The 26425-nt window shown below is 64.5% G+C and carries 28 protein-coding genes; 16 read left to right on the top strand and 12 right to left on the bottom strand.

Annotated features, from left to right (window positions below):
* The first annotated feature begins 174 nt into the window (after positions 1-174).
* On the top strand, positions 175-792 hold the full coding sequence (gene rpsD / locus DT068_RS17785; protein WP_119391210.1) for a 30S ribosomal protein S4: 618 nt from the start codon (positions 175-177) through the stop codon (positions 790-792).
* Positions 793-851: 59 nt separating this feature from the next.
* On the opposite strand, the gene DT068_RS17780 is transcribed toward rpsD, so the two are convergent.
* The gene (locus DT068_RS17780) at positions 852-1847 is read right to left on the bottom strand and encodes a sugar-binding transcriptional regulator (protein WP_368904798.1); all 996 of its coding nucleotides are present in this window, start codon (positions 1845-1847) and stop codon (positions 852-854) included.
* A gap of 290 nt (positions 1848-2137) precedes the next feature.
* Between DT068_RS17780 and DT068_RS17775 the strand changes: the two genes are divergently transcribed.
* The 9 genes from DT068_RS17775 to DT068_RS17735 all read left to right on the top strand — a co-directional run bounded on the left by DT068_RS17775 (position 2138) and on the right by DT068_RS17735 (position 11494).
* Positions 2138-3031 (top strand): sugar ABC transporter substrate-binding protein, encoded by an 894-nt coding sequence (locus DT068_RS17775; protein ID WP_368904797.1) that lies wholly within the window; start codon positions 2138-2140, stop codon positions 3029-3031.
* A gap of 61 nt (positions 3032-3092) precedes the next feature.
* Positions 3093-4613: a sugar ABC transporter ATP-binding protein gene (locus DT068_RS17770; RefSeq protein ID WP_368904796.1), complete on the top strand. Its 1521-nt coding sequence runs from the start codon at positions 3093-3095 to the stop codon at positions 4611-4613.
* Positions 4610-5602 (top strand): ABC transporter permease, encoded by a 993-nt coding sequence (locus DT068_RS17765; RefSeq protein ID WP_119391208.1) that lies wholly within the window; start codon positions 4610-4612, stop codon positions 5600-5602. The genes DT068_RS17770 and DT068_RS17765 overlap by 4 nt, the downstream gene beginning before the upstream one ends.
* A gap of 15 nt (positions 5603-5617) precedes the next feature.
* A complete protein-coding gene (locus DT068_RS17760) occupies positions 5618-6679 on the top strand; it encodes a thiamine pyrophosphate-dependent dehydrogenase E1 component subunit alpha (protein ID WP_368904795.1) in 1062 nt (353 codons plus the stop codon).
* The gene (locus DT068_RS17755) at positions 6672-7646 is read left to right on the top strand and encodes an alpha-ketoacid dehydrogenase subunit beta (RefSeq protein ID WP_119391207.1); all 975 of its coding nucleotides are present in this window, start codon (positions 6672-6674) and stop codon (positions 7644-7646) included. Before DT068_RS17760 ends, DT068_RS17755 begins: the two co-directional genes overlap by 8 nt.
* Positions 7643-8878: an acetoin dehydrogenase dihydrolipoyllysine-residue acetyltransferase subunit gene (locus DT068_RS17750; protein WP_119391206.1), complete on the top strand. Its 1236-nt coding sequence runs from the start codon at positions 7643-7645 to the stop codon at positions 8876-8878. Before DT068_RS17755 ends, DT068_RS17750 begins: the two co-directional genes overlap by 4 nt.
* Positions 8871-9206, top strand: a complete 336-nt coding sequence (locus tag DT068_RS17745) for a carboxymuconolactone decarboxylase family protein (protein ID WP_119391205.1) — start codon at positions 8871-8873, stop codon at positions 9204-9206. Before DT068_RS17750 ends, DT068_RS17745 begins: the two co-directional genes overlap by 8 nt.
* A 23-nt stretch (positions 9207-9229) precedes the next feature.
* Entirely contained in the window at positions 9230-10720 is a 1491-nt protein-coding gene (locus DT068_RS17740) for an FGGY-family carbohydrate kinase (RefSeq protein ID WP_119391204.1), read from the top strand.
* A 15-nt stretch (positions 10721-10735) separates the two neighbouring features.
* Entirely contained in the window at positions 10736-11494 is a 759-nt protein-coding gene (locus tag DT068_RS17735) for an SDR family NAD(P)-dependent oxidoreductase (protein WP_119391203.1), read from the top strand.
* 104 nt (positions 11495-11598) lie between these two features.
* Here the strand turns inward: DT068_RS17735 and DT068_RS17730 are convergent, their stop codons facing one another.
* The 3 genes from DT068_RS17730 to DT068_RS17720 are packed head-to-tail and all read right to left on the bottom strand — an operon-like array spanning position 11599 to position 15247.
* Positions 11599-12759 carry an NAD(P)/FAD-dependent oxidoreductase gene (locus tag DT068_RS17730; protein WP_119391202.1) on the bottom strand — a complete coding sequence of 387 codons (1161 nt, stop codon included), beginning with the start codon at positions 12757-12759 and terminating at the stop codon, positions 11599-11601.
* Between the two features lie 9 nt (positions 12760-12768).
* Positions 12769-13899 (bottom strand): amidohydrolase family protein, encoded by a 1131-nt coding sequence (locus DT068_RS17725; protein ID WP_119391201.1) that lies wholly within the window; start codon positions 13897-13899, stop codon positions 12769-12771.
* The gene (locus tag DT068_RS17720; protein ID WP_119391200.1) at positions 13889-15247 is read right to left on the bottom strand and encodes a type I glutamate--ammonia ligase; all 1359 of its coding nucleotides are present in this window, start codon (positions 15245-15247) and stop codon (positions 13889-13891) included. The genes DT068_RS17725 and DT068_RS17720 overlap by 11 nt, the downstream gene beginning before the upstream one ends.
* Before the next feature lie 214 nt (positions 15248-15461).
* Here DT068_RS17720 and DT068_RS17715 point away from each other — a divergent pair, with 214 nt between their 5' ends.
* Genes DT068_RS17715 through DT068_RS17695 form a run of 5 tightly spaced genes read left to right on the top strand, consistent with a single transcriptional unit; the run spans position 15462 to position 20845 of the window.
* Positions 15462-17306: a branched-chain amino acid ABC transporter ATP-binding protein/permease gene (locus tag DT068_RS17715; protein WP_119391199.1), complete on the top strand. Its 1845-nt coding sequence runs from the start codon at positions 15462-15464 to the stop codon at positions 17304-17306.
* Positions 17307-17323: 17 nt separating this feature from the next.
* Positions 17324-18493: an ABC transporter substrate-binding protein gene (locus DT068_RS17710; RefSeq protein ID WP_119391198.1), complete on the top strand. Its 1170-nt coding sequence runs from the start codon at positions 17324-17326 to the stop codon at positions 18491-18493.
* 8 nt (positions 18494-18501) lie between these two features.
* The gene (locus DT068_RS17705; RefSeq protein ID WP_119391197.1) at positions 18502-19212 is read left to right on the top strand and encodes an ABC transporter ATP-binding protein; all 711 of its coding nucleotides are present in this window, start codon (positions 18502-18504) and stop codon (positions 19210-19212) included.
* A 5-nt stretch (positions 19213-19217) separates the two neighbouring features.
* Positions 19218-20102 carry a branched-chain amino acid ABC transporter permease gene (locus DT068_RS17700; protein ID WP_368904794.1) on the top strand — a complete coding sequence of 295 codons (885 nt, stop codon included), beginning with the start codon at positions 19218-19220 and terminating at the stop codon, positions 20100-20102.
* Complete coding sequence (locus DT068_RS17695; protein WP_119391196.1) at positions 20099-20845, top strand: N-formylglutamate amidohydrolase; 747 nt, start codon at positions 20099-20101, stop codon at positions 20843-20845. Before DT068_RS17700 ends, DT068_RS17695 begins: the two co-directional genes overlap by 4 nt.
* 2 nt (positions 20846-20847) lie before the next feature.
* Here the strand turns inward: DT068_RS17695 and DT068_RS17690 are convergent, their stop codons facing one another.
* The 5 genes from DT068_RS17690 to DT068_RS17670 form a co-directional block, all read right to left on the bottom strand.
* Positions 20848-21117: an usg protein gene (locus tag DT068_RS17690; RefSeq protein ID WP_119391195.1), complete on the bottom strand. Its 270-nt coding sequence runs from the start codon at positions 21115-21117 to the stop codon at positions 20848-20850.
* A gap of 127 nt (positions 21118-21244) precedes the next feature.
* On the bottom strand, positions 21245-21625 hold the full coding sequence (locus DT068_RS17685; RefSeq protein WP_119391194.1) for a hypothetical protein: 381 nt from the start codon (positions 21623-21625) through the stop codon (positions 21245-21247).
* A complete protein-coding gene (locus DT068_RS17680; RefSeq protein ID WP_119391193.1) occupies positions 21625-22869 on the bottom strand; it encodes an MFS transporter in 1245 nt (414 codons plus the stop codon). The genes DT068_RS17685 and DT068_RS17680 overlap by 1 nt, the downstream gene beginning before the upstream one ends.
* A gap of 92 nt (positions 22870-22961) precedes the next feature.
* Positions 22962-23837, bottom strand: coding sequence for a DMT family transporter (locus DT068_RS17675; RefSeq protein ID WP_119391192.1), 876 nt, complete (start codon positions 23835-23837; stop codon positions 22962-22964).
* Positions 23838-24761 (bottom strand): DMT family transporter, encoded by a 924-nt coding sequence (locus DT068_RS17670; protein ID WP_162914276.1) that lies wholly within the window; start codon positions 24759-24761, stop codon positions 23838-23840.
* Between the two features lie 133 nt (positions 24762-24894).
* Between DT068_RS17670 and DT068_RS17665 the strand changes: the two genes are divergently transcribed.
* Positions 24895-25650, top strand: a complete 756-nt coding sequence (locus DT068_RS17665) for an SDR family NAD(P)-dependent oxidoreductase (protein WP_119391190.1) — start codon at positions 24895-24897, stop codon at positions 25648-25650.
* Between the two features lie 2 nt (positions 25651-25652).
* Here DT068_RS17665 and grxD read toward each other — a convergent pair whose 3' ends face one another.
* The 3 genes from grxD to DT068_RS17655 are packed head-to-tail and all read right to left on the bottom strand — an operon-like array spanning position 25653 to position 26420.
* A complete protein-coding gene (gene grxD / locus DT068_RS17660) occupies positions 25653-25973 on the bottom strand; it encodes a Grx4 family monothiol glutaredoxin (RefSeq protein ID WP_119391189.1) in 321 nt (106 codons plus the stop codon).
* Positions 25948-26178 (bottom strand): hypothetical protein, encoded by a 231-nt coding sequence (locus DT068_RS28085; RefSeq protein ID WP_162914275.1) that lies wholly within the window; start codon positions 26176-26178, stop codon positions 25948-25950. The genes grxD and DT068_RS28085 overlap by 26 nt, the downstream gene beginning before the upstream one ends.
* Before the next feature lie 5 nt (positions 26179-26183).
* Entirely contained in the window at positions 26184-26420 is a 237-nt protein-coding gene (locus tag DT068_RS17655) for a BolA family protein (RefSeq protein ID WP_119391188.1), read from the bottom strand.
* Between the last annotated feature and the right edge of the window lie 5 nt (positions 26421-26425).

Below are 26425 nucleotides of genomic sequence, written 5' to 3'. Positions count from 1 at the left end.
ACGCTCGCCCATGCGGGGCCGCATTTGGCCCCGTATTTTGCTTGCCTGCGGATCTCTTGTTTCCACGCGGAACGAAGGTCCTGTCGGCCGGGTAACCGGCAGAGGAGGGCTCGCTCAATAACCCGGCGGTCATTTCGGCCGCCACCTCATTATTTCGAGACTTTGGAGCCAGAGATGACGAAACGCGTGCAAGCCAAGCACAAGATCGACCGCCGCATGGGGCAGAATATCTGGGGCCGCCCCAAGAGCCCCATCAACAAGCGTGAATATGGCCCGGGCCAGCACGGCCAGCGCCGCAAGGGCAAGCTTTCCGACTTCGGCATGCAGCTCAGGGCCAAGCAGAAGCTGAAGGGCTACTACGCCAATATCTCCGAGCGCCAGTTCTTCGGCGTCTATTCGGAGGCCGCGCGCATGACCGGCGACACCTCGCAGAACCTGATCGGCCTGCTCGAGCGCCGCCTCGATGCGATCGTCTATCGCGCCAAGTTCGTCTCCACCATGTTCGCTGCCCGCCAGTTCGTGAGCCACGGCCATGTCAAGGTGAATGGCCGCCGGGTGACCATCCCCAGCATGCGCATCAAGATGGGCGATGTCATCGAAGTGCGCCAGAAGTCGAAGGAGCTGCCGGTGCTCCTCGAAGCGACGCAGCTCGCCGAGCGCGACGTGCCGGATTATGTCGAGACCGACCACAAGGCGATGACCGCGAAGCTGACCCGCGTTCCGAGCCTGTCGGATGTTCCCTATCCGGTGCAGATGGAGCCCAATCTGGTCGTCGAATATTATTCGCGCTGATCGGCTCTTCTATCGAGCTTCAGAACGGCGGGGTTATCCCCGCCGTTTTCGTTTGGGCTCTATCTTATCTCCTTCATCAGGAGTAGCGCCGTATCGCCATCGATGATGAGGCCCCTGGCCGTGCCGCTCTTGAGGAAAGCATGCGCGGCGCGCAGCTTGCTGCGCCCGGCAATGAGGCCCACCGCATTGGCCTTCCGCAACTCATCCAGGCCGAGCGCCAGAGTGCGATGATTGAGCGGGTGATCGACCGGGCGGCCATCATCGTCGAAGAAGATGCCATTGGTGTCGCCGACCGCGCCCGCAGCCCGCAATTCGACAAGCTCGGCCGAGGTCAGCATCTTCTGCCGGCGGAGCAGGGAGTCCTCGGTGAGCTCGCCGATCGAGATATAGGCGACGGTCGCCGAGCGGCCGATCTCGAGCGCCCGCTGCACGCTGCGCTGCGACAGCAGGACCTTGCGGTCCTCGACACTGTCGGCGATGAAGGGCACCGGCAGCACGAAGCCTTCGCCGCCAGTCGCGCGGGCGAAAGCATGCACCACCTCGAAGGGATTATAGGCGGAGTTGGCGGTCAGCGATCCCATCATGCTGATGAACCGCGCGCGCGGCGCCTTCACACCGGCGAGCTGCAAGGTCATTTGCTGCAACGTGCGGCCCCAGCCCGTGCCGATCACCGCATCTTCCTTCTCGGCGAGATGGCTACGCAGATGCGATGCGGCCGCGGCGCCCACGGCGCGGAAAGCAAAACCCTGCAGGACTTCGCTGGCTTCGTCCCCCTTGCGGTCTGATCCGAGAGCCGGCGTGCAGATGCAGAAATCGAGCCCGAACCTGATGCGGATCTCTTCCTCCACCGGCAAGAGGCCGACATTGGTCGGGTTGATCGTGATGCTGACGAGGCCGGTCTCGCGCGCGTCCTGAAGCAGCTTGTTGACCCGCGCGCGGGTGATGCCGAGGCGCCTGGCGGTCGCTTCCTGGTTGAGGCCGCCGACATAATAGAGCCAGGCGGCACGCGCCATCAGCATCTCATCCTCGAGGGCGGGTTCTCTGTCCTGCGGCACGACCTTCTCTCCAAATCCCATCGCCCGGAACCGAATTGAGCCGATTCGAGCGCGACAGGTAACTGCCTCAAAAGATTGAGCTTCGAAATACCCGACGCGCAGCCGGGCTCGTCAGCATGTCATGACAAATGTATTTCATGTTGACAATTGTAATACGACCCTTAATTTCATGATCGCGGACGGGTAAATCCACCCCGCCGCAAGCACTAACGATTTTGCCCGATGGGAGGAAATTAGACATGAAAACCCGGTTTGCCGGAATGATAGCGGCTGTCCTGATGACAGGTGTCATGGCGATGCCCGCGAATGCGCTCGATATCGCCTGGGTTCACTCGAATGCCGCAGCGCAGTCGGAACAGCGCGTGAAGGCCGGCTTCGATGCCTGGCTCAAGGAAACCAACAAGGGCGACTGGAAGGTCAATCTGCTCGACAGCGGCGGCTCGGGCGAGCAGACCGCGTCCAACATCCAGGACGCGGCGAGCCGCGGCGTTGGTGCCATCATCATCACCATGGCGGATCTGCGCGCCTCGCGCGCGGCGCTCGATGCGGCCCGTGCCGCCAAGATCCCGGTCTTCGCGGTCGATTCGGGCTATGTCGATGGCGTGGTCGCCGACATCACCACCAACAACTGGGCCATGTCGGCCGACGTCTCGCCCTATCTGCTCGACCAGTTGGGCGGCAAGGGCAACATCGTCTTCCTGCGCATGGCCGAGCATCACGGCACGCGCAAGCGCGGCGACGTGATGGCGCAGGTGCTGAAGGAATATCCGGATGTGAAGGTGCTGGCCGAGCATAATATCGACTACACCGCCTTCTTCGAGGACACCTCGAAGACGATGGAAGACTATGCCGCCCGTTTCGGCAAGGAAATCAACGCCGTCTGGGCGCCCTGGGATGAGCCGGCGCAGGCCGCGATCAACGCGCTCAAGGCGGCGGGGATCACGGATGTGAAGGTCATCGGCATCGATGGACATCCGCAAGCCGTCGCCGAAGTCTGCAAGCCCGACAGCATGATGATCGCCACCGTCTCGCAGCCCTTCGAGGGCATGGGCAAGATGCTTGGCGAATGGATCGAGGCGATCGTCGTCAACGGCAAGCCGACGGAGGAGGTCGTCCCGGCCAAGACCGTCTATATGGACGCGCCGCTGGTGACCAAGCGCAACTGCAAGGACTTCCTCAAGTAAGCCACTTATAAGGGAGCGGCGTTGCCCTGGCGGCGCCGCTCCTCTTATTTTGAGCCTTGCGATGGCCGAAATGGAAACGTGCCTCACCGACATCACCATGCAATTCCCGGGAACGCGCGCGCTCGACCGCGTGAGCGTCACCTTCCGTGTCGATGAAGTGCATGGCCTCATCGGCGAGAACGGGGCCGGCAAGTCGACACTCGTCAATATCCTCGGTGGCAGCCTGCCACCGACCTCGGGCTCGATCGCCATCGGCGGAGAAAGCGTGCGCCTGAAGAGCCCGCGCGATGCGCTCCTGCGCGGCATCGCCCATGTCAGCCAGGAAGGTAGCCTGGTGGCGGGGTTGAGCGGCGCCGAGAATATCCTGCTCGGCGCCGAACCACGCCGTGCGGGGGTGATCGCCGCGGGGAAGCTCAGGAACGACGCGGCCGCGCTGGTGAAGCGCTGGTTTCCGCAAGTCGTCATCAATCTTGCCGAACCGGTGGCAAGCCTGCCCGTCGCCGACCGCAAGGTGATCGAGATCGTGCGCGCCTTGCGTGGCGATATCCGTCTGCTCATCCTCGATGAACCCACCGCCACATTGCCGGCGCGCGAGAAGGAGCAATTGTGGAGCATCATCCGCAGCCTGCCCAGGCAGAGCGTGGGGGTGATCCTGATCAGTCACTTCCTGTCCGAGATCAAGGCGCTGAGCGACCGTATCACGGTGCTGCGCGATGGCCGCCATGTGGTGACCGAAGCGGCCGGCCGATTGAGCGAAAGCCAGCTCGTCGATCTCATGCTGCGGCGGTCGGGCGAAAGCGGCAAGTCCAAGGAACAGGCAGCTGCCGCCGCCCGCGCCGAGGGCGCTGTCGCGCTCAGCGTCAAAGGCTGGCGGGCCGGGCGGCTGCAGGTGCCGCAATTCCATATCCGCGCCGGCGAGATTGTCGGCCTCATCGGCCTCACGGGCTCCGGACATTTCGGCTTCGCCCGCTCGCTCTACAATCCGGCGGGCGTGCACTACGAGAGTTGCGAGGTGGGCGGGCGTGCCGTAGCACTGCACAGAGCGCGGACCATGCGCGACATGGGCGTGGCGCTGGTTCCCGATCACCGGATGGAGAATGCCCTGATCGGGGAATGGGAGCTGCGCGAGAACCTGGCCATGGTGCATCCCCAGCACGCGGTGCTGACGACGGGCGTGCTGTCGCGCCGGCGCGAGGAAAGCGAAGCCCAGCGCATCATGCGGCTCCTCAATGTGAAGGCCCATTCCTCGGCCCAGCAGCTCAACACGCTCTCCGGCGGCAACAAGCAGAAGATCTCGATCGGCAAGTGGCTCTATGGCGCCGGCAACCGCTACAAGGTGATGATCTTCATCGAGCCGACCGAAGGTGTCGATGTGGGGGCCAAGGCCGAGATCTATGCCGAGATGCGCCGCCTTGCGGGCCTGGGCGTCGCCATCCTCATCGCATCCTCCGACCTGATCGAAATCGAAACGATGGCCGACCGCGTCATCCCGTTCGTCAACCAGGCGGCCGGTCCGGAGCTCACCAGGGCGCAATTCTCGGAGAGCGCCTTCATTACCGCCATGTCAGGAGAATCCGCATGACCTCCACGAGCGCCGGAACCGCTCCGTCGCGTGACCTTGTGCTCGGCATCGTGCGCAAGGACCATGTCCAGCGCTACAGCACCGTCGTCGTGCTGGTGCTGATCTTCCTCATCTTCGCCGCCACGGTCGACCGCTTCCTGCAGCCGCAGAATCTTCTCAATATCGCGCAGCAGATCTCGATCCTGACGATCGTCGGCGTCGGACTCACTTTCGGCTTCGCGGCGCGCGAGATGGACCTGTCGGTCGGATTCGCGGTCGGCCTCGCCGGCATCCTGGTGCCCTTGCTTCTCACCAAGGACGTGGCGCTGCCTCTGGCCCTGCTTGCCGGAATAGGGGCGGGCCTTGTGATCGGCGGCGTCAACGCCGCGCTGGTCACGATCGTCGGCATTCCTTCGCTGATCGCGACACTTGCAACCGCCTCCATCCTGTTCGGAATCAGCTTCATCCTCACCGGCGGGCGCGCGATCTACGGCGGATTGCCCGAGGCCTATCTGTGGCTGGGCCAGGGGCGGGTCGGTGGCGTCCCGGTGCTTGCCATCCTGATGCTGATTGCGGTCATCGTCGCGTGGTTCGTGATGGAGCGCACCGTCTTCGGGCGCTACATCTATGCGGTCGGCGGCAACCGCAAGGCGGCCGAGCTCTCCGGCATCAATGTGCGGGGATACCGTATCGCGGCGCTCGTCGTGTGCGCCGTCTTCGCGACGGTCGCCGGCATGCTGCTCGCCTCGCGGCTGGGCTCGGGCCAGCCCAATGCCGGCGAGCGCTATCTTCTCGACGGGCTTGCCACCGTCTTCATCGGCATGACCATGCTGCGCCCGGGAACGGCGACCGTGGTCGGCACCTTCTTCGGCGCGCTGTTCATCGGCATCATCAACAACGGGCTCAATCTTCTGGGGATGGACACCTATATCCAGTCCATCGTCAAAGGCATCATCATCCTGACCGCGGTCGCGGTCGTATCGCGCACCACGAAGCTCAATCTTCTCTAGACTCCGGAGTTACGCATGAGCAAGCCAAAGGGGGCATCCGCTCCCGGCACAAAAACCAATTCCGACCTGCCGGAGCTCTATCGCACCATGCGCCGGGTGCGCAGCTTCGAGGAGCGGGTGGGTGAACTCTTCGTGCGCGGGCAGACGGCGGGCTCGATGCTGCATCTCTCGATCGGCGAGGAAAGTGCGGCGGCTGGCATCACCGCAGCAATGAAGCCGCAGGACACCTTCACCACCCATCATAGAGGCCATGGCATCTTCCTGGCGCGCGGCGCCGACCCAAAGCGCATGATGGCCGAGATCGGCGGCAAGGAAGCGGGCTACTGCCATGGCAAGGGCGGCTCGATGCATATTGCCGATATGGGCCTCGGCCATCTCGGCGCCAATGCCATTGTCGGCGGCGGCATTCCGGCCGTTGTCGGCGCCGGTCTCTCGGCGCGGCGCAAGCGCAACAACGCTGTTTCGGTCGCGTTCTTCGGCGATGGCGCCACCGGGCAGGGCGTACTCTATGAGAGCATGAACATGGCGGCGCTGTGGGGCCTGCCGGTGCTCTTCGCCTGCATCAACAACCAGTATGGCATGGGCACGCGGATCGACCAGGCGACCGCCAATACCGCGCTGCATGAGCGCGCCATCGCTTTCGGCCTTAATGGCGAAAGCGTGGACGGGCTCGATGTGGAGGAGGTGGCGGAAGCTGCGCGCCGGCTGGTGGATGCGGCACGTGCCGGCAAGCCCGGCTTTCTCGCCGTGTCCTGCTATCGCTTCTATGGCCATGCGCGCAAGGACAAGTCGCCCTATCGCGATGCGGCGGAGGAAGAAGCAGGCCGCCAGCGCGACCCGGTGGCATTCGCCCGCGCAAGGCTGATCGAGCGCGGGCTGGTGAAGGCCGCTGAGCTCGATGCGCTCGACAGCGAGATCGCCAGGGAAATGGATGCCACCATCGATTTCACCATCGCCCAGAACGAGCCGCCGCTCGCCTCGATGTTCCGCGACGTGTTCGATCCCTCGGAGCCCGAGCCCGAGCCGGTCCGCACCCGCCTCAACCGCGTGCTCGCAACGGAGCAAGAGAATGGCTGAACTGACTTACCGCGACGCGTTGCGCAAGGCGCTGGCGGATGCCATGACCGAGAATCCCGATATCGTCATCCTCGGCGAAGAGGTCGGCCGCTATGGCGGCGCCTATGGCGTGACCAAGGACCTGATCAAGGAATTCGGACCTGAGCGGGTGATCGATACGCCGATCTCGGAACCCTCCATTGTCGGGGCGGCGGTCGGCGCCGCCATGACCGGCCTGCGTCCGGTGGCCGAGCTCATGTATGTCGATTTTCTTGGCATGACGATGGACCAGCTGGCGAACCAGGCGGCGAAGATCCGCTACATGTTCGGCGGCCAGATCGGCGTGCCGATGGTGCTGAGGACCCAGGGCGGCACCGGGCGCTCGGCGGGCGCGCAGCATTCGCAGAGTCTCGAAGCCTATGTGATGCACACGCCGGGCCTCAGGCTTGCCATGCCGGCGACGGTTGCGGACGCCTATCACCTGCTGCGCCAGGCGCTGGAGAGGCCCGATCCGGTCGTCTTCATCGAGCATAAGGCGCTCTATACGATGAAGGAAGATGTGGATCTCGGCGCCAGGCCGCCGGCCTGGGGGAAGGCTGCGGTGCGACGCCAGGGCAAGGATCTGGTGATCGTCACCTATTCGCGCCAGCTCCATTATGTCATGGACGCCGCCAAGGCGCTGTCGGCCAAAGGCATCGAGGCGACCGTCATCGACCTGCGCACGCTCAATCCGCTCGATTTCGACACGATCCGCGAGCATGTCGAGCGCATCGGCCGCGCCATGGTGGTCTCGGAGGGCGCGATGACGGCCGGTGTCGCGGCCGAGCTCGCGGCGCGCATCTCGGAAGAGTGCTTCGATTTCCTCGAAGAGCCGGTGATCAGGGTGGCGGGCGAGGATATTCCGATATCCGTGTCGCCGGCTCTCGAAAGCGGTTCGGTGCCCGGCCCGCAGCTCATCGCCGAAATGGCGGGGCGGTTGCTCGCATGAGCACACGCATACTCACCATGCCGCGGCTCGGCGAGACGATGGAGGAAGGCACCATCGTCGGCTGGCTGGTTTCTCCCGGGCAAAGCTTCAAGCGCGGCCAGGCGATCGTCGAGATCGAGACCGACAAGACGGTGGTCGAGTTTCCGGCATTGGGCGACGGCGTGCTCGAGGAGACACTCGCCGGCGACGGAGACCGGGTCACGGTCGGCAATCCGATCGCGCGGGCCGTGGTGACGAATATGCATGACTGGGAGAGTGCGGCAGCTGATGTGCCGAGCGTCGATGCTCCGGCTTCGGCTGGCGTCACGGCAAGCGCGCCACCGCCGCCTGCGCCTTTGACCAGCGGGCGGCCGCGCGCGACGCCGGTGGCCCGCCGCCTGGCGCGGAAGGCCGGTCTTGCCCTGGAAGCGCTGCAGGGGACTGGCCGGCGCGGCCGCATCGAACGGGAGGATGTCGAGCGAGCATCACAGTCCGGGACCGGACGCACCAGCGGCCGGATCGCCTATGACAAGCTCGGCGAAGGCAGCACCACCTTCCTGCTGATCCATGGATTTGCCGGGGACCGCAGCACCTGGGCGGCGACGGCCAGCGGTCTCGCGCGCGCCGGCCATTGCGCCATCGTGCCCGATCTTCCCGCCCATGGCGCGACCATGGCCGAGGCGCAAAATCTCGATGATCTCGTTGCCGCTCTGGCGGAATTCAGCGCCGGACTGGCCGGTCCCCTTCATCTTGTCGGCCATTCACTCGGGGCTGCGGTCGCCGTGGGAATAGCCGAGCAACTGGGTGCCAAGGCGGCAAGCCTGACGCTGGTCGCGCCGGCCGGAACGGGCCGCGAAATCGCGCAGGACTTCATCTTCGGCATGGCCGAAGCAACGACAGCGGCGGAAGTTGCGCATCTGCTGCGTATGCTCGGACCGAAGGGCGAGGGGCTTTCGGACGCGGCACTCGCCGCGATGGCCGCGCAGCTGGCGCAGGGCCGCCTCAAGACCCTGGCCAACGCGCTGGCCGGTCCGCAGGGACAACGCATCGACATCCTGCGCCCGCTGGCAAAGCTTATCGAGCAGCTGCCGGTGCGGGCGCTCATCGGCAAGGATGATCGCATCATCCCACCGTCGCATGCCTTCAACTTGCCATCCGGCGTCGCGGTGCATTTCCTGTCGGCAGGGCATATGCCGCATTGGGATGCGCCACGCGAAACACTTGGCCTTCTGACAGGAGTCGTTCATGGCTGATACGAAACAAGCTCTCGCCGCCGCCAGGACACGCCTCGGCGCATTCGCCAAGGCAGCACCTGGCCTCATGAAGGGGCTCAGCGAGGTGAGCCGCGCCGCCACGAAGGAGGGACATTTCAAGGCGGCGGACAAGGAACTGCTGGCGGTTGCCATCGCGGTCGCGACCGGCTGCGAGGACTGCATTCTCTATCATGTCGATGCCGCGATCCGGCATGGGGCGAGCGAGGCGGCACTTGTCGAGGCGCTGGAGGTCGCGGTCGAGATGGGCGGGGGACCCGCCGTGATGTATGCCGGCAAGGCGCTGGAGGCCTATCGGTCTCCGGCTTGAGCTCTTGAACGAGGGAGGAGCGAATGGCCTATTACCTGACCGCGGATGGCGGAACGGAAAGCCTCAGGGCGCGGATCTATGATCTTGACGGCGTGTGCCTCGGCTCGAAGGCGGTGCCCTATGAAACGCGGTTCTTTCCAGGCGCACGGGCCGAGCAGAATCCCGAAGACTGGTGGCAGGCGCTGATCGCAGCGACACGCGGCGCCATTGCCGAGGCGCGTATCGATGCCGCCCAGATCGAGGCGATGGCCTATGCGACGACCTGCTGCACCGTCGTTGCGCTCGACAAGAACGGCCAGGCGCTGCGGCCGGCCCTTCTGTGGATGGATGTGCGCGCCCATGAAGAGGCCGATGCCGTCCTTGCCACGGGCGATGCGCGCCTCGCCATCAATGGGGCAGGGCGAGGGCCGGTTTCGGCGGAATGGATGATCCCCAAGGCGCTGTGGCTCAAGCGCCACGAGCCCGAGGTCTTCGCCGCCGCCGAAACGATCTGCGAATATCAGGATTACCTCACTTTCAGGCTCACCGGCGAGCGTTGCGCCTCGCTCGATAATGTGGGCTTGCGCTGGCATTATTCGAGCCGCGAGGGCGGCTGGGCGCGGGGCATCCTCAAGCGCCTCGATATCAGCGATCTCGAAGGGAAATGGCCGCAGCGCGTCGTGGCACCAGGCGCGGTCGTGGGCACGCTGACCTCGGCGGCGGCTGCCGCTCTGGGCCTCAGCCCAAAGGTCAAGGTGGTGCAGGGCGGGGCCGATGCGCTCATCGGCATGATCGGGCTCGGCGTGGCGAAGCCCGGCCAGCTGGCGCTGATCACCGGCTCATCGCATCTGCAGTTCGGCGTCACCGAGGCGCCCATCCATGCGCCGGGCGTGTGGGGCGCCTATCCCGACATCGTCTATCCGGGCCGCTTCATCGTCGAAGGCGGGCAGACCTCGACCGGATCGATCATCAACTGGCTGAGGCGCATCACCGGCGGTACGCTCGACCTCGCGGAGATGAACAGCAAGGCCGAAGCGCTGGAGCCGGGCTCCGACGGCCTCATCGTCCAGGATCATTTCCAGGGCAACCGCACGCCCTATACCGATCCCCTGTCGCGCGGCGCCATTGTCGGGCTGACGCTGGCGCATGAGCCGCATCACATCTTCCGCGCCATCATGGAAGGCATCGGCTTCGGAACGCGCGCCATTCTCGATGCCTTCAAGGCCGGCGGCTACAGCAGCACCGAGATCACCGCCGGCGGCGGCGCCACCGCGTCGCGCCTGTGGATGCAGATCCATGCCGACACGGCCGGCCTGCCGGTGCGCATCCCGGCCTCGCCCGATGCGCCCTCGACCGGTTCGGCAGTGCTGGCCGCGCATGGCGCCGGCCGCTTCGCCTCCATCGATGACGGCATTGCCGCCATGGTGCGGCCGGGATCGATGGTCGAGCCGCGGCCGCGCGAAGCCGCCCTCTATGACGAGATCTATCACCGCTACAAGGCGCTCTATCCGGCGCTGAAGACCGTGCTTGGCTAAGTGAAGGAGACGAGGATGACCGTTGGAAAGGGACGCGTGGCGCTGGTGACGGGAGCCAGCCGGGGAATAGGGCGCGCCATTGCGCTGGGCCTCGCCGAGCGCGGCTTCGATCTCGCCTTGAACGATATTCCACGCCAGGCCAAGGCGCTCGACGAGGCCGCCGCGGCCGTGCACGCCCTCGGCCGCCGTGCCGTGGCGCTCCATGCCGATGTGTCGCAGAAGATCGAGGTCGAGGCGATGGTCGAAAAGGCGGTGGCCGAGCTCGGCGGCATCCATGCCGTCGTCAACAATGCCGGCATCCTCATCGCCGCATCGGTCGAGACCCTGGCCGAAACGCATTGGGACAGCGTCATGGATGTCAATGCCAAGGGCACGTTCCTCGTCATCCAGGCCGTGCTGCCGGTCATGAAGCGCCAGGCCTATGGGCGCATCTGCAACATCGCCTCGATCGGCGGCAAGCATGGCGCGCCGCAGCAGGCCCATTACTCGGCCTCGAAGGCCGCCGTGATGGGCTTCACCCGCGTGCTGGCGCAGGAGCTCGGGCCCATCGGCATCACCGCGAACTGCGTGTGCCCCGGCATCATCCTCACCGATATGGGCCGCGTCAATCTCGACGATCCGGCGATCCGCAATGCCTGGGCGGCCAAGACCGCGATGGCGCGCATCGGCGATCCGGAGGATGTCGTAGGCCCCGTCGCCTTCTTCTGCTCGGATGACAGCGCCTTCGTCACCGGCCAGACGCTCAATGTCGATGGCGGTATCGTCTTCTCGTAATCCCTAGAGCATGATGGCTTTTCGTCGAGTCGCCATCACGCTCTAGCTTTTTGTTTGCGCATGATTTTTCCGGAAAACCGGTTTCCACTTTTCCGGATCATGCTCTAAGCCGCGAAGCGATCGACCCGGAAAGGTGCCAGCAATTCGGACCGTCCCTCGGTGACGAGACGGGCAACTTCCTCACCGACGCCGGCGCCCAGCTTGAAGCCGTGGCCGCTCGATCCGCAAATGACGAAGAGCCCGTCAATGCCGGGCACCGGTCCGATGATCGGATTGTCGTCCGGGCTCATGTCATAGAGGCCGGCATAGCCCGGCCGGACGCCAAGCTCGGCGAGGCGCGGGAAGCGCGGCAGGAGGAAGCTCAAGGAGTCGAGGCATTCATCCTCATCCGTCTCGGCGCGGTAGTCATCCGGGTCGGTGACGATCTCGGGGCGCGCCAGAGTCTGGTTGCGGATACCGGTGCCGCCGCCCGCCCAGACGCCCGCCAGGATGACGCGGTCGCCATCGGGACGCGCATAATTGCACAGGAGATCGTCGCACCAGGAGAAGGGCATGAAGTCGCGCGCTTTGCCGCCGCCGTCGAGCACCGCCATGATATGGCGCTCGACATGGATCGGCAGCTCATAGCCCTGAGCTGCGATCAGAGGTTTCGTCCACACGCCGGCCGCCGATATGACGATGGGAGCTGAAAGCTTGTCGCCATTTGCGGTCTCGACTCCGGTGATCCTGCCGGAAGACTGGACGAGGCGCGTGACCTTGCGGTTGAGATAGACCGTGGCGCCGCGCTGACGGGCGCCCTTCACCAAAGCATGGGTGGCGCCATAGGGATCGCCATAGCCATAGGCCTCTTCCCACAAAGCGAGCGCGATGCCGTCGAGATCGATGCCGGGCGCCTGGCGCGCCAGCTCATCGGCCGACATGGGCTCGATCCTCGACCCCTCCGTGGTGATGCGTTCCGCCGCGGCGCGCCAGGCCGGAGCCGAATCCGCGCCGCAGGCCCACATCATGCCGCATTCTGTGTGCGCTGGCGCCTCGCTGGTAAGCTCGGGGATGCGCCGCAAGGTGCCTACGCCGGCAATGGCGAGGCGCGACAGCTCGCTTTGCAGATAGAAGGCGTGGGTCACCGCCGATGACCGCCCCGTTGGGCCAGAGGCCGGGTGGCTCATCTCGATCAGCGCGACATTGGCGCCGCGCTCGGCCAGGAAGAAGGCGGTCGCCGCACCTGCAATGCCGGCGCCGACGACGATCACGTCATGTGTGCTCATAGTGCGTCCTCATACGCCTTGATAGATACGCCGCGCATTCGTCCGGGCGACGAGAGCTGCGATCTCGTCCGCATCCTTCGCCGAGCAGAAGCCATCCCTGATCCAGCTGTCGAGAATGCGCTGGAACGCCCGGCGGAACAGGAAGGCGCCCAGATAATAAAGCTCGGACAGGCCGAAGGCGTCGGTCGAGAACAGGAATTTCTGGAACTTCCCGATCTGCAGCGCCTCGCGAAGGATGTTCTCGGATTCAGCGGCGCCATAATTGAGAATGACGCCGGCATCGTAATAGACATTCTCGAACACCTCGGAGAGCCATTGGGCTTCCTTGAGGAACGGCCAGTTGTGGAGGAGCGTAATCGGTACCTGCCATTTCTCCATGGCGGCGATGAAGTCGGTGAAGTGGGTCGGATCGCAGGCATGCATATAGATGTCGGGGTCGCCGAAGCCGACATGGAGCTGCAATGGCAGCTTCTTCGCCCGGCAGATTTCGGCGCCGACCCACAGGCCATGGCGAATGACGGTTGGATCGCCGATGCGGAACTTGCCCGCCGCCTGCGAAGCCTTCATCCAGGCGCCTACGGCCTTGACGATTTCCGCAGGGGCGGGCGCCGACTGCGGAATGGCGAAAGTGCAGCGATAGGCAACGATCGATTTGAGGCCGACGGCCCCGGCGCTGCGCTCGGCCAGCCGGTCGGCAAAGGCCCTGGCGAAATTCTCCGCGCTGACGCCGGTGGCGGCGACTTCCTCGATGATCGCCTCGATGCGCACCACCTCATGTGCCGGCCTTCCGGCAAGGGCGCCGGTTTCCTCGAAGCTGTGAATGGCGCTGGAACGATGGCCGGTATCGACGATGAGGCAGTCTAGATGGGAAGTGCGCATCAGGCGGCGGTTCACCTCGGCAGCACCAAGGGCCAAGCGTTTCTCCACATAGGCCTCGCCCGAGACATGCGGTTCCAGATCGAGCAGCGGTGCGCAGAAGCTGCGGATGGCGAGGCCGAGCGGCTTCTGGAATTCATTCGTGCCGGGCGGCGGCGGGCGGTAGCTTTCCGAGAACAGCGCCTGGAACTGCTTCCAGTCGAGCTGCGCCGGCGAGATGCCGTGGCAGTGATGGTCGATCAGCGGCAGCGTCTCAATAGGCATCGTGATATCTCTGGCACATGGCTTCGGGCGTCGCTTCGGCGAACATCTCGATCTCCTTGCGCTTCACCGCCACATAGGAGTCGCGCATGACATCGGGCAGCCAGGAGGAAACGGTCTTGCTCGCCAGCATGAGGTCGAGCGCTTCGCCGAGCGATGAAGGCAGGGGGCGCACGCCAAGGGCTGCTCTCTCGCTCTGCGAATAATCAGCGGGATCGCGATCGAGCATCGCAGGCAGCGGCAGCTTCTGGCGAATGCCTTCGAGGCCGGCGCGCACGAGGGCGGCCAACACCATATAGGGGCTCGCTGTCGCATCGGGCGGGCGCAGCTCGAGATTGAAGGCCTTGGCCGACTTGGCCGGATCGGGCGAGGGGCAGGCGCGGATCGTCGCCTCGCGGTTCTGCACGCCGAAGGCGGCATAGCCGCAGGACCAGTGATGCGGGCCGAGCCGCAAATAGGAGACGGGCGAGGGGGCCACCAGCGCGCAGAATTCCGGCATGTAGCGCACGACGCCGGCAGCGAAACGCTGCGCCGCTATGGAAATCTGCGCAGGCTGCCCCGCATCGAAGGTGCGGTTCACGCCCTTGGCGTCGACCAGGCTGAAATGGACATGGGCGCCGTTGCCGACGCTGGTCGGGGTGGGCTTGGGGGTGAAGCTCGCCCGGAAGCCCAGGCGGCGCGCCGTTTCGCGAATGACCTCGCGGGTGATCACGCAACGGTCGGCGGCGGCGACGCCAATCGCCGGGCCGCACGAGATCTCATATTGGCGCACGCCATATTCAGGCTCGACCGTTTCGAGGCCGACATCGGCTATGAGCAGCGCCCGGGTGAGATCGCTCGTGAAGGGCGCCACCATGCGCATCTGCTCGACCGAGAAGGGCACGATCCAGGGCAGGTTGTTGCCGGAGAGGAGGAATTCATGCTCGAAGGCGGCAGCGAGAGAGAGGCCGGTCTCGCTCTCGAGGTCGGCAAGCGCGTCCTTGAGGAGACCGCGTACGCAGCAATCCCAGTTCCTGCCGGCAAGCATCGAATCGCACAGCGCGAAATGGAAGGCCGGCGCATCGTCCCAGATCGCGATGCGGGTCTCGGTCGCGAGCACCGGCGTCTGGCGCACCTCGGTCATCGGTCCCCAGGGATTGTCGGCAATATCCTCGAAGGGAGTCAGCGCCTGGCCGGCAACCGCCCAGCCAAGGCCGGTGGCGTGACGGTCCTTGAACTGGGCCACGGGAACGCCCCGGCAGCGGGTAATGCCGACATAGTCGGTCCAGACCAGAAGAACGATCTCGCCTGGATCACCGGCGCCCGGCCGGCCTTTCTTCGCCGCTGTCGCGGCGCGGGCTCTGCGTGCCATTCATTTCCTCCCTGGGACATCGAGGTCCCGGATTCTTACGTCTCTTCTTCCCGGCGCGCATGCTGATCCGGCGGTCAGGATGCCCGGCAGGGTCCGAAACGGATTGAATTATTTTTTACAGTTTGGAGTATTTGTGTCAATTCCGTAATAAATATTGACATCGCCTTTTTGCTCACCCTAGATTTGCAAACGGGGAGAAAAGAACGGGTGAGGGATGAGCTTCGGCTCAACATTGTCGCGCGCTATTGCTGTCGATGCCGTGCCGGGCGCCGCACTCCTGGCGGGTCTTGTGGCGTTGCCCTGCCTCGTCATCGCGCTGACCGGCAGCGGCGCGCTGGTCCTCACGGCCACCAATTTCCTCGTCATGCTGATCGCGGTGCTCGGCATTTCGCTGTTCAGCGGCAATTCCGGCATCATCAGCTTCGGCAATGTCGCCTTCATGGCGATCGGCGCCCAGGTGTCGGCCACGCTGACACTGCCGCCGGCGATCAAGACCGCCAACCTGCCGCTGCTGCCGGTTTTCCTCCAGTCGATCCAGCTCGATTTCTGGAGCGCCACCGCCGCGGCGCTCATCGTCGTCATCATCGTCGCTTTGGCGAGCGGCCTCGCTCTGGTGCGGATGAGCCCGACTTCGGCCTCGATCGCGACTTTGGGCCTTCTCATCATCGTCAATTCGATCATCGTCGGCGCGCAAGGTTTTACCCGCGGCAGCCAGGCCATGTATGGCGTGCCCAAGCTTGTCGGCCTGCCGATGGCCGTAGGGCTTGCAGTCGTCGCCATCATCGCAACGCGGCTCTATCGCGATTCCGTGACCGGGATCAGGCTCAGGGCCGGGCGCGACAATGATGCGGCGGCGCGCGCCTGCGGCATCGATGTGCCGGCCGAGCGGCTGCGCGCCTGGGTGGCCGGCGCCATTCTCTCCGGGCTCGCGGGCGCGATGTTCGCCCATATGCTGACCGTCTTCTCGGCCAAGAGCTTCTATTTCGACCTCACCTTCTCGATCATCGCCATGATGGTGGTGGGCGGCATGGCGAGCGTTACCGGCGCCGTCTCGGGCGCGGTGGTGATCACGGTGCTGATCGAAATCCTGCGCCGGCTCGAAAATGGCTTCAGCCTCGGCGGGCTGCAAGTGCCGCAGATATTCGGCCTCACCCAGGTGGGCCTCAGCGTCGCCATCCTGGTCATCCTTTATGGCGGGCAGACAGGTCTTCTCGGTTTCCGCGAGATCGATTCCTTCCTGCCGAAATCCTGGCGGCGCCAGCGTGCGCTGCCGGCAGCGGCATCCGCGCAAGCGCGCGCCGACGATGGCGGCGATGTGCTTTCGGTGCAGAAGCTCACCAAGAGCTATGGCGGGCTTGTCGCGGTGAGCGATGTAAGCCTCAGCGTGCGCCGCGGCGAGATCGTCGGCCTCATCGGGCCGAACGGATCCGGCAAGACGACGCTGCTCGGCTGTATTGCCGGCACCCACGCGGCGACCTCCGGCGATATCAGGATCGGCACGCTCAGCCTCAATGGCCTGGCGCCGCATGCGATCGCCCGCCTCGGCATCGGGCGCACCTTCCAGACGGTGCGGCTCTTCGCCAATATGACGGTGCTCGAGAATGTGACGGCGGCGCTCGCCGATGCCGAGCGCGGATCAGGCCTCGATGCGCTGGCGGGCAGGGCGATGGACCTCCTTGCCGAAATGGGTATTGCCGAGCTCTCAGGCCATATCGCCGGCACGCTGGCTTACGGCCAGCAGCGGCGCGTCGAGATCGCCCGCGCGGTCGCCGTTTCCCCGGCCTTCCTGCTGCTCGATGAGCCCACGGCGGGCATGAACGATGTCGAGACCGGCGTCATCCTCGCGACGCTCAAGCGGCTGGTGGCCGAGCGCAATATCGGACTCCTGATCGTCGATCACGACATGAAGCTCATCATGTCGCTGTGCGACCGCATCGTGGTGCTCAACAAGGGGGCGCTGATCGCCGAAGGATCGCCCGACGAGATCCAGGGCAACAAGAACGTGCAGGAAGCCTATCTCGGCCGGCGCCATGCCAGGCTGGCCGGCAATCAAGCATAAACACAAGGAGGAAGCAGATGTTCAGGAAATCACTCAACCTCGGTGTCGCCACGCTGGGCCTCGCCATGATGCTCGGCGGGCCGGCCCATGCCGAGGAGACGTTCAAGCTCGGTTTTCTCGGCGGGCTGACCGGCTATCTCGCCCCCTATGACCAGCCCTCGCTCGACGGCCTCACCTTCGGCGTCGACGAGATCAACAAGGCGGGCGGCCTGCAAGGCAAATACAAGATCGAGCTGGTGTCGCGCGACATGCGCTCGGAGACGGCGGAATCAGCCGTCATCGCGCAAGAGCTGGCAGGCGCCGGCGTCAATTTCCTGGTCGTGCCCTGCGATGTCGATCCGGCTGTGGCGGCGGGGCAGATCTCGGCGGCTGCGGGCATCCCGACCATGTCATCCTGCGCCTCGACGCCAACGCTGCCCGGCATTGTCGGGGAATACATGTTCTCCAACTACACCGCCGACAATCTGCAGGCCGCCGCCCTTGGCGATTATGCAATGAAGCAGGGCTACAAGAACGCCTTCGTCATGCTGTCGAAGGACACGCCCTATACCCAGAAACTGCCGGAATATTTCGTGGAAGTGTTCAAGAAAAAGGGCGGCAGCATCGCCGGCATCATCGAATACAAGATGGGTCAGCAGGATTTCGCCGCCGAGGTGACGAAGATCAAGGGCCTGTCGCCGGCGCCCGACGTCATCATGACCTCGGCCTATGAGCCGGATTTCCCGGCTTTCATCAAGGCGCTCCGTGCCGCCGGCATCACGACGCCAGTGCTGGGATCGGACGGCATCGATTCACCGACGACGCTCGCCCTTGGCGATGTGGCCGAAGGGGTCGTCTTCACCAATGCCGGCTTCGCCACCGAAGGCTCGGCGCTGGCCAAGTTCTTTGCCGACTACAAGGCGGCCAAGGGCAAGGAGCCTGAGACGCTCTATGTCGCGACAGGCTATGACATCGTGAAGGTGTTGGACGCTGCTGTGGGGGCCAGCCAGGGCAAGCTCGACGGCAAGTCGCTGCGCGATGCGGTCGACGGGCTCGAGAATGTTGCCGTCGCAACAGGCACGATGACATACAAGGGCATGAACCGTGTGCCGCTGCGCACCGTTGCGCTCAACAAGGTCACGGGCGGCGCCAGGGCGCTGGTCGAACTGGTGACGCCGGCCGCCGCCGACGTTCCCGCGGCGCAGTAAATCCTGCCATGCTCGAAGTCCACGATCTCAGAGTTTCCTACGGGCCGATCCAGGCGGTCAGAGGCGTCAGCTTCTCCGTGGCGAAAGGCGAGATCGTGGCGCTTCTGGGCGCCAACGGGGCAGGCAAGAGCTCGATCCTCAAGGCCTTCATGGGCATAGCGCCGCGCAGCGCCGGGCGGATCAGCTTTGCCGGTGAGGCGGTCGAGCGGGCCGATACGGCGAGCATCGTGCGGCGCGGGCTGACCCTGGTGCCGGAAGGGCGCCGGGTGTTCAGCCAGCTCAGCGTGCTGGAGAATCTCAAGATCGGGGCGGCCGCCAATCGCCAGTTGCGCGGCCGTACGCTTGAGAATTGCGAGCGCATGTATGCGCTCTTCCCCAAGCTGGCGGAGCGGCGCGACCAGCTTGCCGGATCGCTCTCGGGCGGCGAGCAGCAGATGCTCGCCATTGCCCGTGCCCTGATGTCGGAGCCGCGCATGCTGCTGCTGGACGAGCCCTCGCTCGGCCTCGCGCCCAATGTGGTGGACCAGATCTTCGATTTCCTGAAAGCCCTGCAGAAGCAAGACATCGCGCTGCTCATCGTCGAGCAGAATGCCGAGACGGCGCTCGATATCGCGGCGCGCGGTCTCGTGCTGGCGCAGGGCCGCATCGGCAAGGAGGGCGCCTCGGCGGCGCTGCGGGCGGATGAAGAGCTGCAGCGTCTTTACCTGGGGGCCGGCTGAGGCGCATGGACATCGTACTGCAGCAACTCCTGAACGCGGTGGCGCTCGGCGGCACCTATGCGCTGCTGGCCCTGGGCCTTGCCATCGTCTTCTCGGTGATGGGGCTCATCAACTTCGCCCATGGCGAGCTCATGACCGCCACCGGCTATGGCATCTTCTTCGGCATCGCCGCGGGTTTCCCCTTCATCCTGTCGCTCGGCATGGGCGTGGGTCTCGCGGTCGTGCTGGCGCTGTCGATGGAGCGCGTCGCCTTCCGTCCGATCCGGCGAGCATCGCCCACCATCATGCTGCTCACCAGCTTCGCCGTCAGCACCATCCTGCACACGCTGATGCAGAATCTCATCTCGGCCCGGCCGAAGCCGATCCCGATCCCCGACATGCTGGCGGGGGCGGTGACGATCGGGGCGCACCAGATCGGCACCATCCAGGTTCTTTCCATCGTCATCGCGGCAGTGTCGCTCATCGGCCTGACGCTGTTCTTCCGTGCCACCTTGCTCGGCATCGGCATGCGGGCGGCGGCGGAGGATTTCGATGTCGCGCGCCTCATGGGCCTCAATGCCAACCGGGTCATCGCGGTCGCCTTCGCCATATCGGGCGTGCTGGCTGGCATTGCCGGCATCCTGTGGCTGTTCCAGCGCGGCTCGGTCGATCCGCTGATGGGCTTCGTGCCCGTGCTCAAGGCCTTCATCGCCGTGGTGCTGGGCGGCATGGGAAGCCTGGTCGGCGCGGTCGCCGGCGGCTTCATCCTCGGCGTGGTCGAGGTGCTGCTGCGCGCGTTCCTGCCCGACGCGCTGATCTCCTATCGCGACGCCATCTCGCTCTCGATCGTCATCGCGATACTCTATTTCTATCCCGACGGAATCATACCGCGCCGCGAGAATATCAGATGAACTGGACTGCGCCTTTCGACGTCTTCAACCCGGAGGGCAAGACGGCGATCGTCATTGTCTGTGACCATGCGAGCAACGCGCTGCCAGGCGAGGTCGGTTGTCTCGGCGTCGCCGAAGGCGACATGCAGCGCCATATTGCCTGGGATATCGGAGCGGCGCCGATCGCGCGCCATCTGGCCCGGATATTCGATGCACCGGCGGTGTTGAGTGGAACCTCGCGGCTGGTTATCGACTGCAACCGCAAGCTCCATGATCCGTCACTCATTCCGTCGATGAGTGACGGCATCATCATTCCCGCCAATGAAGGCTTGAGTCCCGGGCAGCGGCAGAAGCGCATCGATGCCTATTTCAATCCCTATCATGCGGCCTGCCGGCAGGTGATCACGTCGCGTTGCCGAAAGGGAGAAAGACCGCTCTTCCTGTCGGTACATTCGATGACGGACCATATGGACGGAACGCATCGGCCGTGGGAAATATCGCTCTCGTCGAACGAGGATCGTCGCGCGACGGCGCCGGTGCTGGCGGCACTCAGCGAGGTGCCTGGCCTCGTGGTGGGCGACAACCAGCCCTACGACATGGACCCGACGCAGGACTATTCGACGCCCGAACATGCGCTGTCGCGCGGGCTCGACTACCTGCAGGTCGAGTTCCGCCAGGATCTGGTGGCCGAGGCGAAGGGCCAGGAGCGCTATGCACATATCTTTGCCGAAGCGGTCAAGCGGTCCGGTATCCTCACGCCGTAGGATCAGTGCAGTCGCCACTCGCTGCCGACAAAGCGCAGCTCGGCCGGGCCGACGATCGATGAATGAGCGACGCGCACCTCGCAGAGCGGGCCGTCGAGATTGTGCGCCCAGAAATCGAGAAACTTGACGAGGCGCGGGAATTGCGGCGCCAGATCGTAGTCCTGCCAGAGGAAGAGCTGAAGAATATCGCGGTGATCGGGCAGGCGGTACATGATCTCCGCCGTCGTCAAGGACCACCCTCGCAACTGACCTTCGAAGCTTCTGTCGATCATCGCCGTCCTCCAGATTCTCTGGCGATAACAGCTTGTTGCAGCCGGGATTCTCGGTCAAGACAGTGAAGATTGATTTAACGGTTATTTTTCAATCTGTTAGCAGCCCGCCCGAAAGAGTGCTGCCAATTCAGGGACGCAGCGAGAAGGCTTCCGCCATCTTGGCATCGGCGAAGGCGAAGCAGCCGGCGAGCGAGGCATTGAAGGGCAGTTCCGAATAGGTGCCAATGGCGCCATTGGCTTCGAGGCGGCCGGCAAGCCCTGCTTCCTCGCCCTGGACGATCCAGACGAAGCCAAGCCAGGTGCCGCGCACCGGCATGCCATTGGCGGCGACAATACGGGCGAACATCTCATCCTCGCTCATGCCGGGATCGAAGACCGCAAGCAGCGGCCCCGACGCTTCCGGCGGCAAGGCCGCCTGGCGCATGGTCACCGCCATCACCACGAGCCAGACGAGGAGGACGATGCCGCCAAAGGCCAGCGCAAATCTATGGCCCGGCCAGCTGCCCATCAGGCCGGCTGAGGCTGCGCGAAGTGGTTGGAGCGCTGCTCGCGGATAGGCAGATGGACCAATGCGGCGAAGATCCCGAGCGCGGCGCCCATCCACCAGACCGGATCATAGGAGCCGAACTGATCGTAGAGCCTGCCGCCGAGCCAGACGCCGAAGAAGGATCCGACCTGGTGGCTCAGGAACACGAAGCCATAGAGTGTGGCCATATAGCGGGTGCCGAACATCACGGTGACGAGGCTCATGGTCAGAGGCACCGTCGAGAGCCACAGGAGACCCATCGATATGGTGAAGGCCATGGTCGTCACATTGGTGATGGGCAGAAGGATGAAGGCGACGATGGCCAGGGAGCGCAGCACATAGATGATGCTGAGCGGAATGCGCTTGGCGCCCCGGCCGCCGATGATGCCCGAATAATAGGACCCCAGCACATTGAACAGGCCGATGGCGCTCATCGCAATGCCGGCGAATTCGTTGCTGATGCCGTGCTCGCGCAAATAGGGCGGCAGATGGATGGTGATGAAGGCGAGCTGGAAGCCGCAGACGAAAAAGCCGGCGGTCAGGAGATTGTAGGAGCGATTGCCGAAGGCCGCCTTGATGGCCTGGCGCATGCTCATTTCCGCTTCGCCCGGTGGCACGGCGCTCCTCGAGGTGTTATGCGCCATCAGGGGCAAAGCGAAGATGATGATCAGAAGCGAGCAGGCGGCAAGGATGAGCAGCGCCTCAAACCAGCCGAAGGCCGGGATGAGCACGCCACCCAAGGGCGCGAAGATGAACTGGCCCATGGAACCCGCCGCGGTGGCGATGCCGAAGGCCCAGGACCGCTTCTCCGGCGGCACGAGCCGGCCGAAAGCGGCCATGACGATGCCGAAGGACGAAGCGGCAATACCTATACCGACCAGGATGCCACCGCCGAAATGGAGCATGAGGGGCGTCGTCGCCATGGCCATCAGCACCGTGCCGGCGGCGTAGAAGAGCGCACCGCCGATCAGGACGCGGGCGCTGCCATATCGGTCGGCGAGAGCCCCGGCGATCGGTGTCGCAACGCCCCACAGAAGGTTCTGCAGCGCCATGGCGAAGCTGTAGATCTCGCGCGGCCAGGCATGGGCCTCCGAAATCGGCGTGGTGAAGAAGCCGAAGCTAGAGCGCACGCCGAAATTGACCATGGCGACGAGGCAGCCCGAGACGATGATCACGGCGGGCAGATAGTACCAGGGCGTGGGTCTGGCGAGCGGCTGATCGGTCATGGGCGCCTCAAAAGTGGGGGCGCAGCATAGGCACAACCGGAGCCTGGTCAAACTGCGTTCTCATCATGCCCGACCTGCCTCTGGCGCCTAATCTAGCGCGGCCCGAATTGGGCGACGGCGACACCGCCGAGAATCAGGAGGCCGCCCATCATCGTCGTCAAGGCAATCGTCTCGCCCAGGAAGAAAGCACCGGCCAGCACGGCGATCACCGGGATCACATAGAGCGACGTGCCGATCGTCGAAGCCGGCAGCCTGGCGGTGGCGTAGGTCCAGCAGAACATGGCGATGAAGGATGAGACAAAAGCCAGGAAGACGAGCTCGAGCCACTGGCCCTGAGTCATGCGGGTGAGCGTGTCGATGGTTCGGGACGATGCCAAGGCAAGCATCGGGATGGTCCCGACGAGCAGGCTGAGCGCCGTGATCGACAGCGTACCATAGCGCTGAATGATGACCTTGCCGGGAACCGAATAGAACGACCATGCGAAACAGGCGAGGAGCAGCAGCAATGTGCCGGTAAGGTATGATTGGGTCGTATCCGTCGCCATGAGATCGTCCCAGACGAGGAGGACGGTTCCGGCGATTGCCAGGATCAGGCCAAAGATGCTGGCATAGGTCAGTCTCTCGCCCAGCATGATGGCGGCGAGGAGCAGGATGAACAGGGGCTGCGTGGCATAGATGAGGCCGCCGACGCCAGCCGGCACGGTTGCGAAGGCATAGACCGAGGCAGCGCTGTAGCCAAAGATGCCGATGATCGAAATCACGAGCAGGCGAGGCCAGTCGGCCCGGGCGATGCGCCATTTGCCAGTGACCAAGAGCAGGATGATGCAGGCCAGCGAAATGAGAACGTAGCGGATCACCAGCGCATCGGCCGGCCCCAGCCCGACCGAGATCGAGCGCAGGAAAACCGGCGTGACACCCCATATCAGCATGGTGAAGGCCAAAGCGAGGATGGGTTTGAGCCGCGCCATTCAGACCGTCGTCGCCCTGCGGCAGATCCAGATGCCGGCGAGGATCGCGGCCCCGCTTGCCAGCATCATGAGGGTCAGGGGCTCAGACAGTATGAGCCAGGCGACGACGGCGGCGACCGCCGTCTGCATCAGCCCCATCATCGAGGAAAAGGATGTGGGCAGATGGGCGAGTGCGAAAGTCATCATGCCCTGGCCGCCGGCATGGCTGACGACGGCAAGCGCTATCAGGATCAGCCAGCCATTGAGCGAGCCCGACTCCATGGTCGGGCTGAGTGCCCAGGCGAAAGGCAGGATGGCGAGCGCCGAGACCAGCGTGGTGGTGAGCATGATGGTGCCGGTCGAACTGTTGCGGCGCACCTTGGTGATGAGCAGCAGATAGGCGGCATAGAAGGAAGCGGCCATCACCGCGTAGACACCGCCGAGCAGCCGGTCGGGTGGCATTGCCAAGGCGCCGGTCCGCTGCAGCGCCAGGGTCACGACGCCGGCGAGTGCGACGGCAAGACCAATGACGAAGAGCGGCTTGATCTTCTCGCCGAAGAAGAACACTGATGCGACCGTGACGATGATGGGTACGGTGCTGGCGAGGAGCGTCGCCTCGAGCACGGTGGTGTGGGCGATGGCCAGGTGCCAGAAGGCGATGTCGGCGGCAAAGGCGATGCCGGCCAGCACCATCCGGATGCGATCTCCCCGTGTCATCGCACCGAAAGGCTGAAGTTCGCCGCCGCTGAGTCTGATCGCCAGCCAGATGGCGACAACCGCGAAAGCCAACCGGTAGAAGCCTGAAGCCAGCGGGGCGAGATCGGAGACGCGGGCGAGAATGGGTGAGAAACCCACGGCGATGCCGGCGCCCAGAAGCGCTGTGAAAGCAAGGGTCGAGCCTTGCGACGTCGATGGTGAGGAGGTGAGGGCCATGCGGTTGGGCAACTGAGTTGCCCGAACCGTCACTTGGCGTCAATCGCCGGCCGAACCGGGCCAGCCATGCACGATGCATGGGGCCTGTCGCCTGATCGCAGGCGGTTCTGTATGAGGGAGTGCCGGGTTTTCACAGGGGAGTGCCATGGAGATTGCAGGGGTTGCGGCGGTGGTCACGGGGGGCGGGTCGGGACTTGGAGCGGCCACGGCGCGGGCCCTCGCGAAGAAAGGGGCAAGGGTCACGGTCCTCGATATCAGCCCCGATGGAGCGAAGTCCGTTGCCGCGGAGATCGGTGGCCTGGCACTGGGCTGCGATGTGACGCAGGAGACGGCAGCCGAGGCGCTCGATGAGGCGGCCAAAGCGCATGGGCCGGCGCGTGTTCTCGTCAACTGTGCCGGCATCGCTCCATCCGGCCGGACAGTCGGCAAGGAGGGACCGCTGGCGCTTGCCAACTATGCCAAGGTGATCAGCGTCAATCTGATCGGCACCTTCAATATGCTGAGGCTTGCCGCCGCCCGCATGGCGAAGCTCGATCTTCTGGGTGAGGAGCGCGGCGTCATCATCAACACGGCGAGCATCGCCGCCTATGAGGGCCAGATCGGCCAGGTTGCCTATGCCTCATCCAAGGGCGGCGTCGTGGGCATGACTTTGCCGGCGGCGCGCGATCTCAGCTCCCTCGCTATCCGCGTCAACAGCATCGCGCCCGGCATCTTCATGACGCCGATGCTGATGACCGTAGCGGAAGAGTACCGCAAGAGCCTCGGTGCCCAGGTGCCGTTTCCCTCACGCCTCGGCGACCCCAAGGAATATGCAAGCCTCGCCATTCATATCATCGAAAATTCGATGCTCAATGGCGAGACCATAAGGCTCGATGGCGCACTGCGGATGGGGCCGCGGTGAGGTCAGGCGGCCGTCTTCTCGGCGATGAGCGTCTTGAGCTCGCCAGACTGGAACATCTCGGTGACGATATCGCAGCCGCCGATGAATTCGCCCTTCACATAGAGCTGTGGGATGGTCGGCCAGTTGGAATAGTCCTTGATGCCCTGGCGCACTTCGCCCGATTCAAGGACATTTATGCCCTTATAGTCGGCGCCGAGATGATCGAGGATCTGCACGACGCGGCCGGAGAAGCCGCACATCGGCGCGTCCGGCGTGCCCTTCATGAACAGCACGACGTCATTCGACTTCACTTCATTGTCAATCCAGGTCTTGATGTCGGTCATTTTTCACTCGCTCTCTGAGATAGTCTCTGTGTTCCTCATGCCGGCTTTCGGCCGCTTTCTCGGTCAGCCACAAGGCTGAAGGCGGCTGCTCGACCGCCATTTGCGGTCCATATCCTTTTCGTTTCCCCACCGTCCGAAGCGCCAGAAGCGCCACACCCACCACGATAACTGCCACAGCGCCTGCAATCGCGATCGGATGGAGCATTCCAATCAGTCCTCCGGGGCGCTGGTCTGCAGCGCCAAAGCATGCAACTCACCGCCCATTCTACCCTTGAGCGCGGCATAAATCATCTGGTGCTGCTGGACGCGCGATTTGCCCTTGAAGGAAGAGGATACCACATTGGCGGCATAGTGATCGCCGTCGCCCGCGAGATCGCGGATCTCGACACGCGCATCCGGAAGGGCTTCGCGGATCAGGCGCTCGATCTCGGAGGCGTTCATCGCCATGCTCA

This window comes from Taklimakanibacter lacteus (assembly GCA_003576695.1).
Classification (GTDB): Bacteria; Pseudomonadota; Alphaproteobacteria; order Rhizobiales; family Aestuariivirgaceae; genus Taklimakanibacter; species Taklimakanibacter lacteus.
The sequence above is the reverse complement of the archived record's forward strand: the minus strand, read 5'-3'. Positions and strand labels throughout refer to the sequence as shown.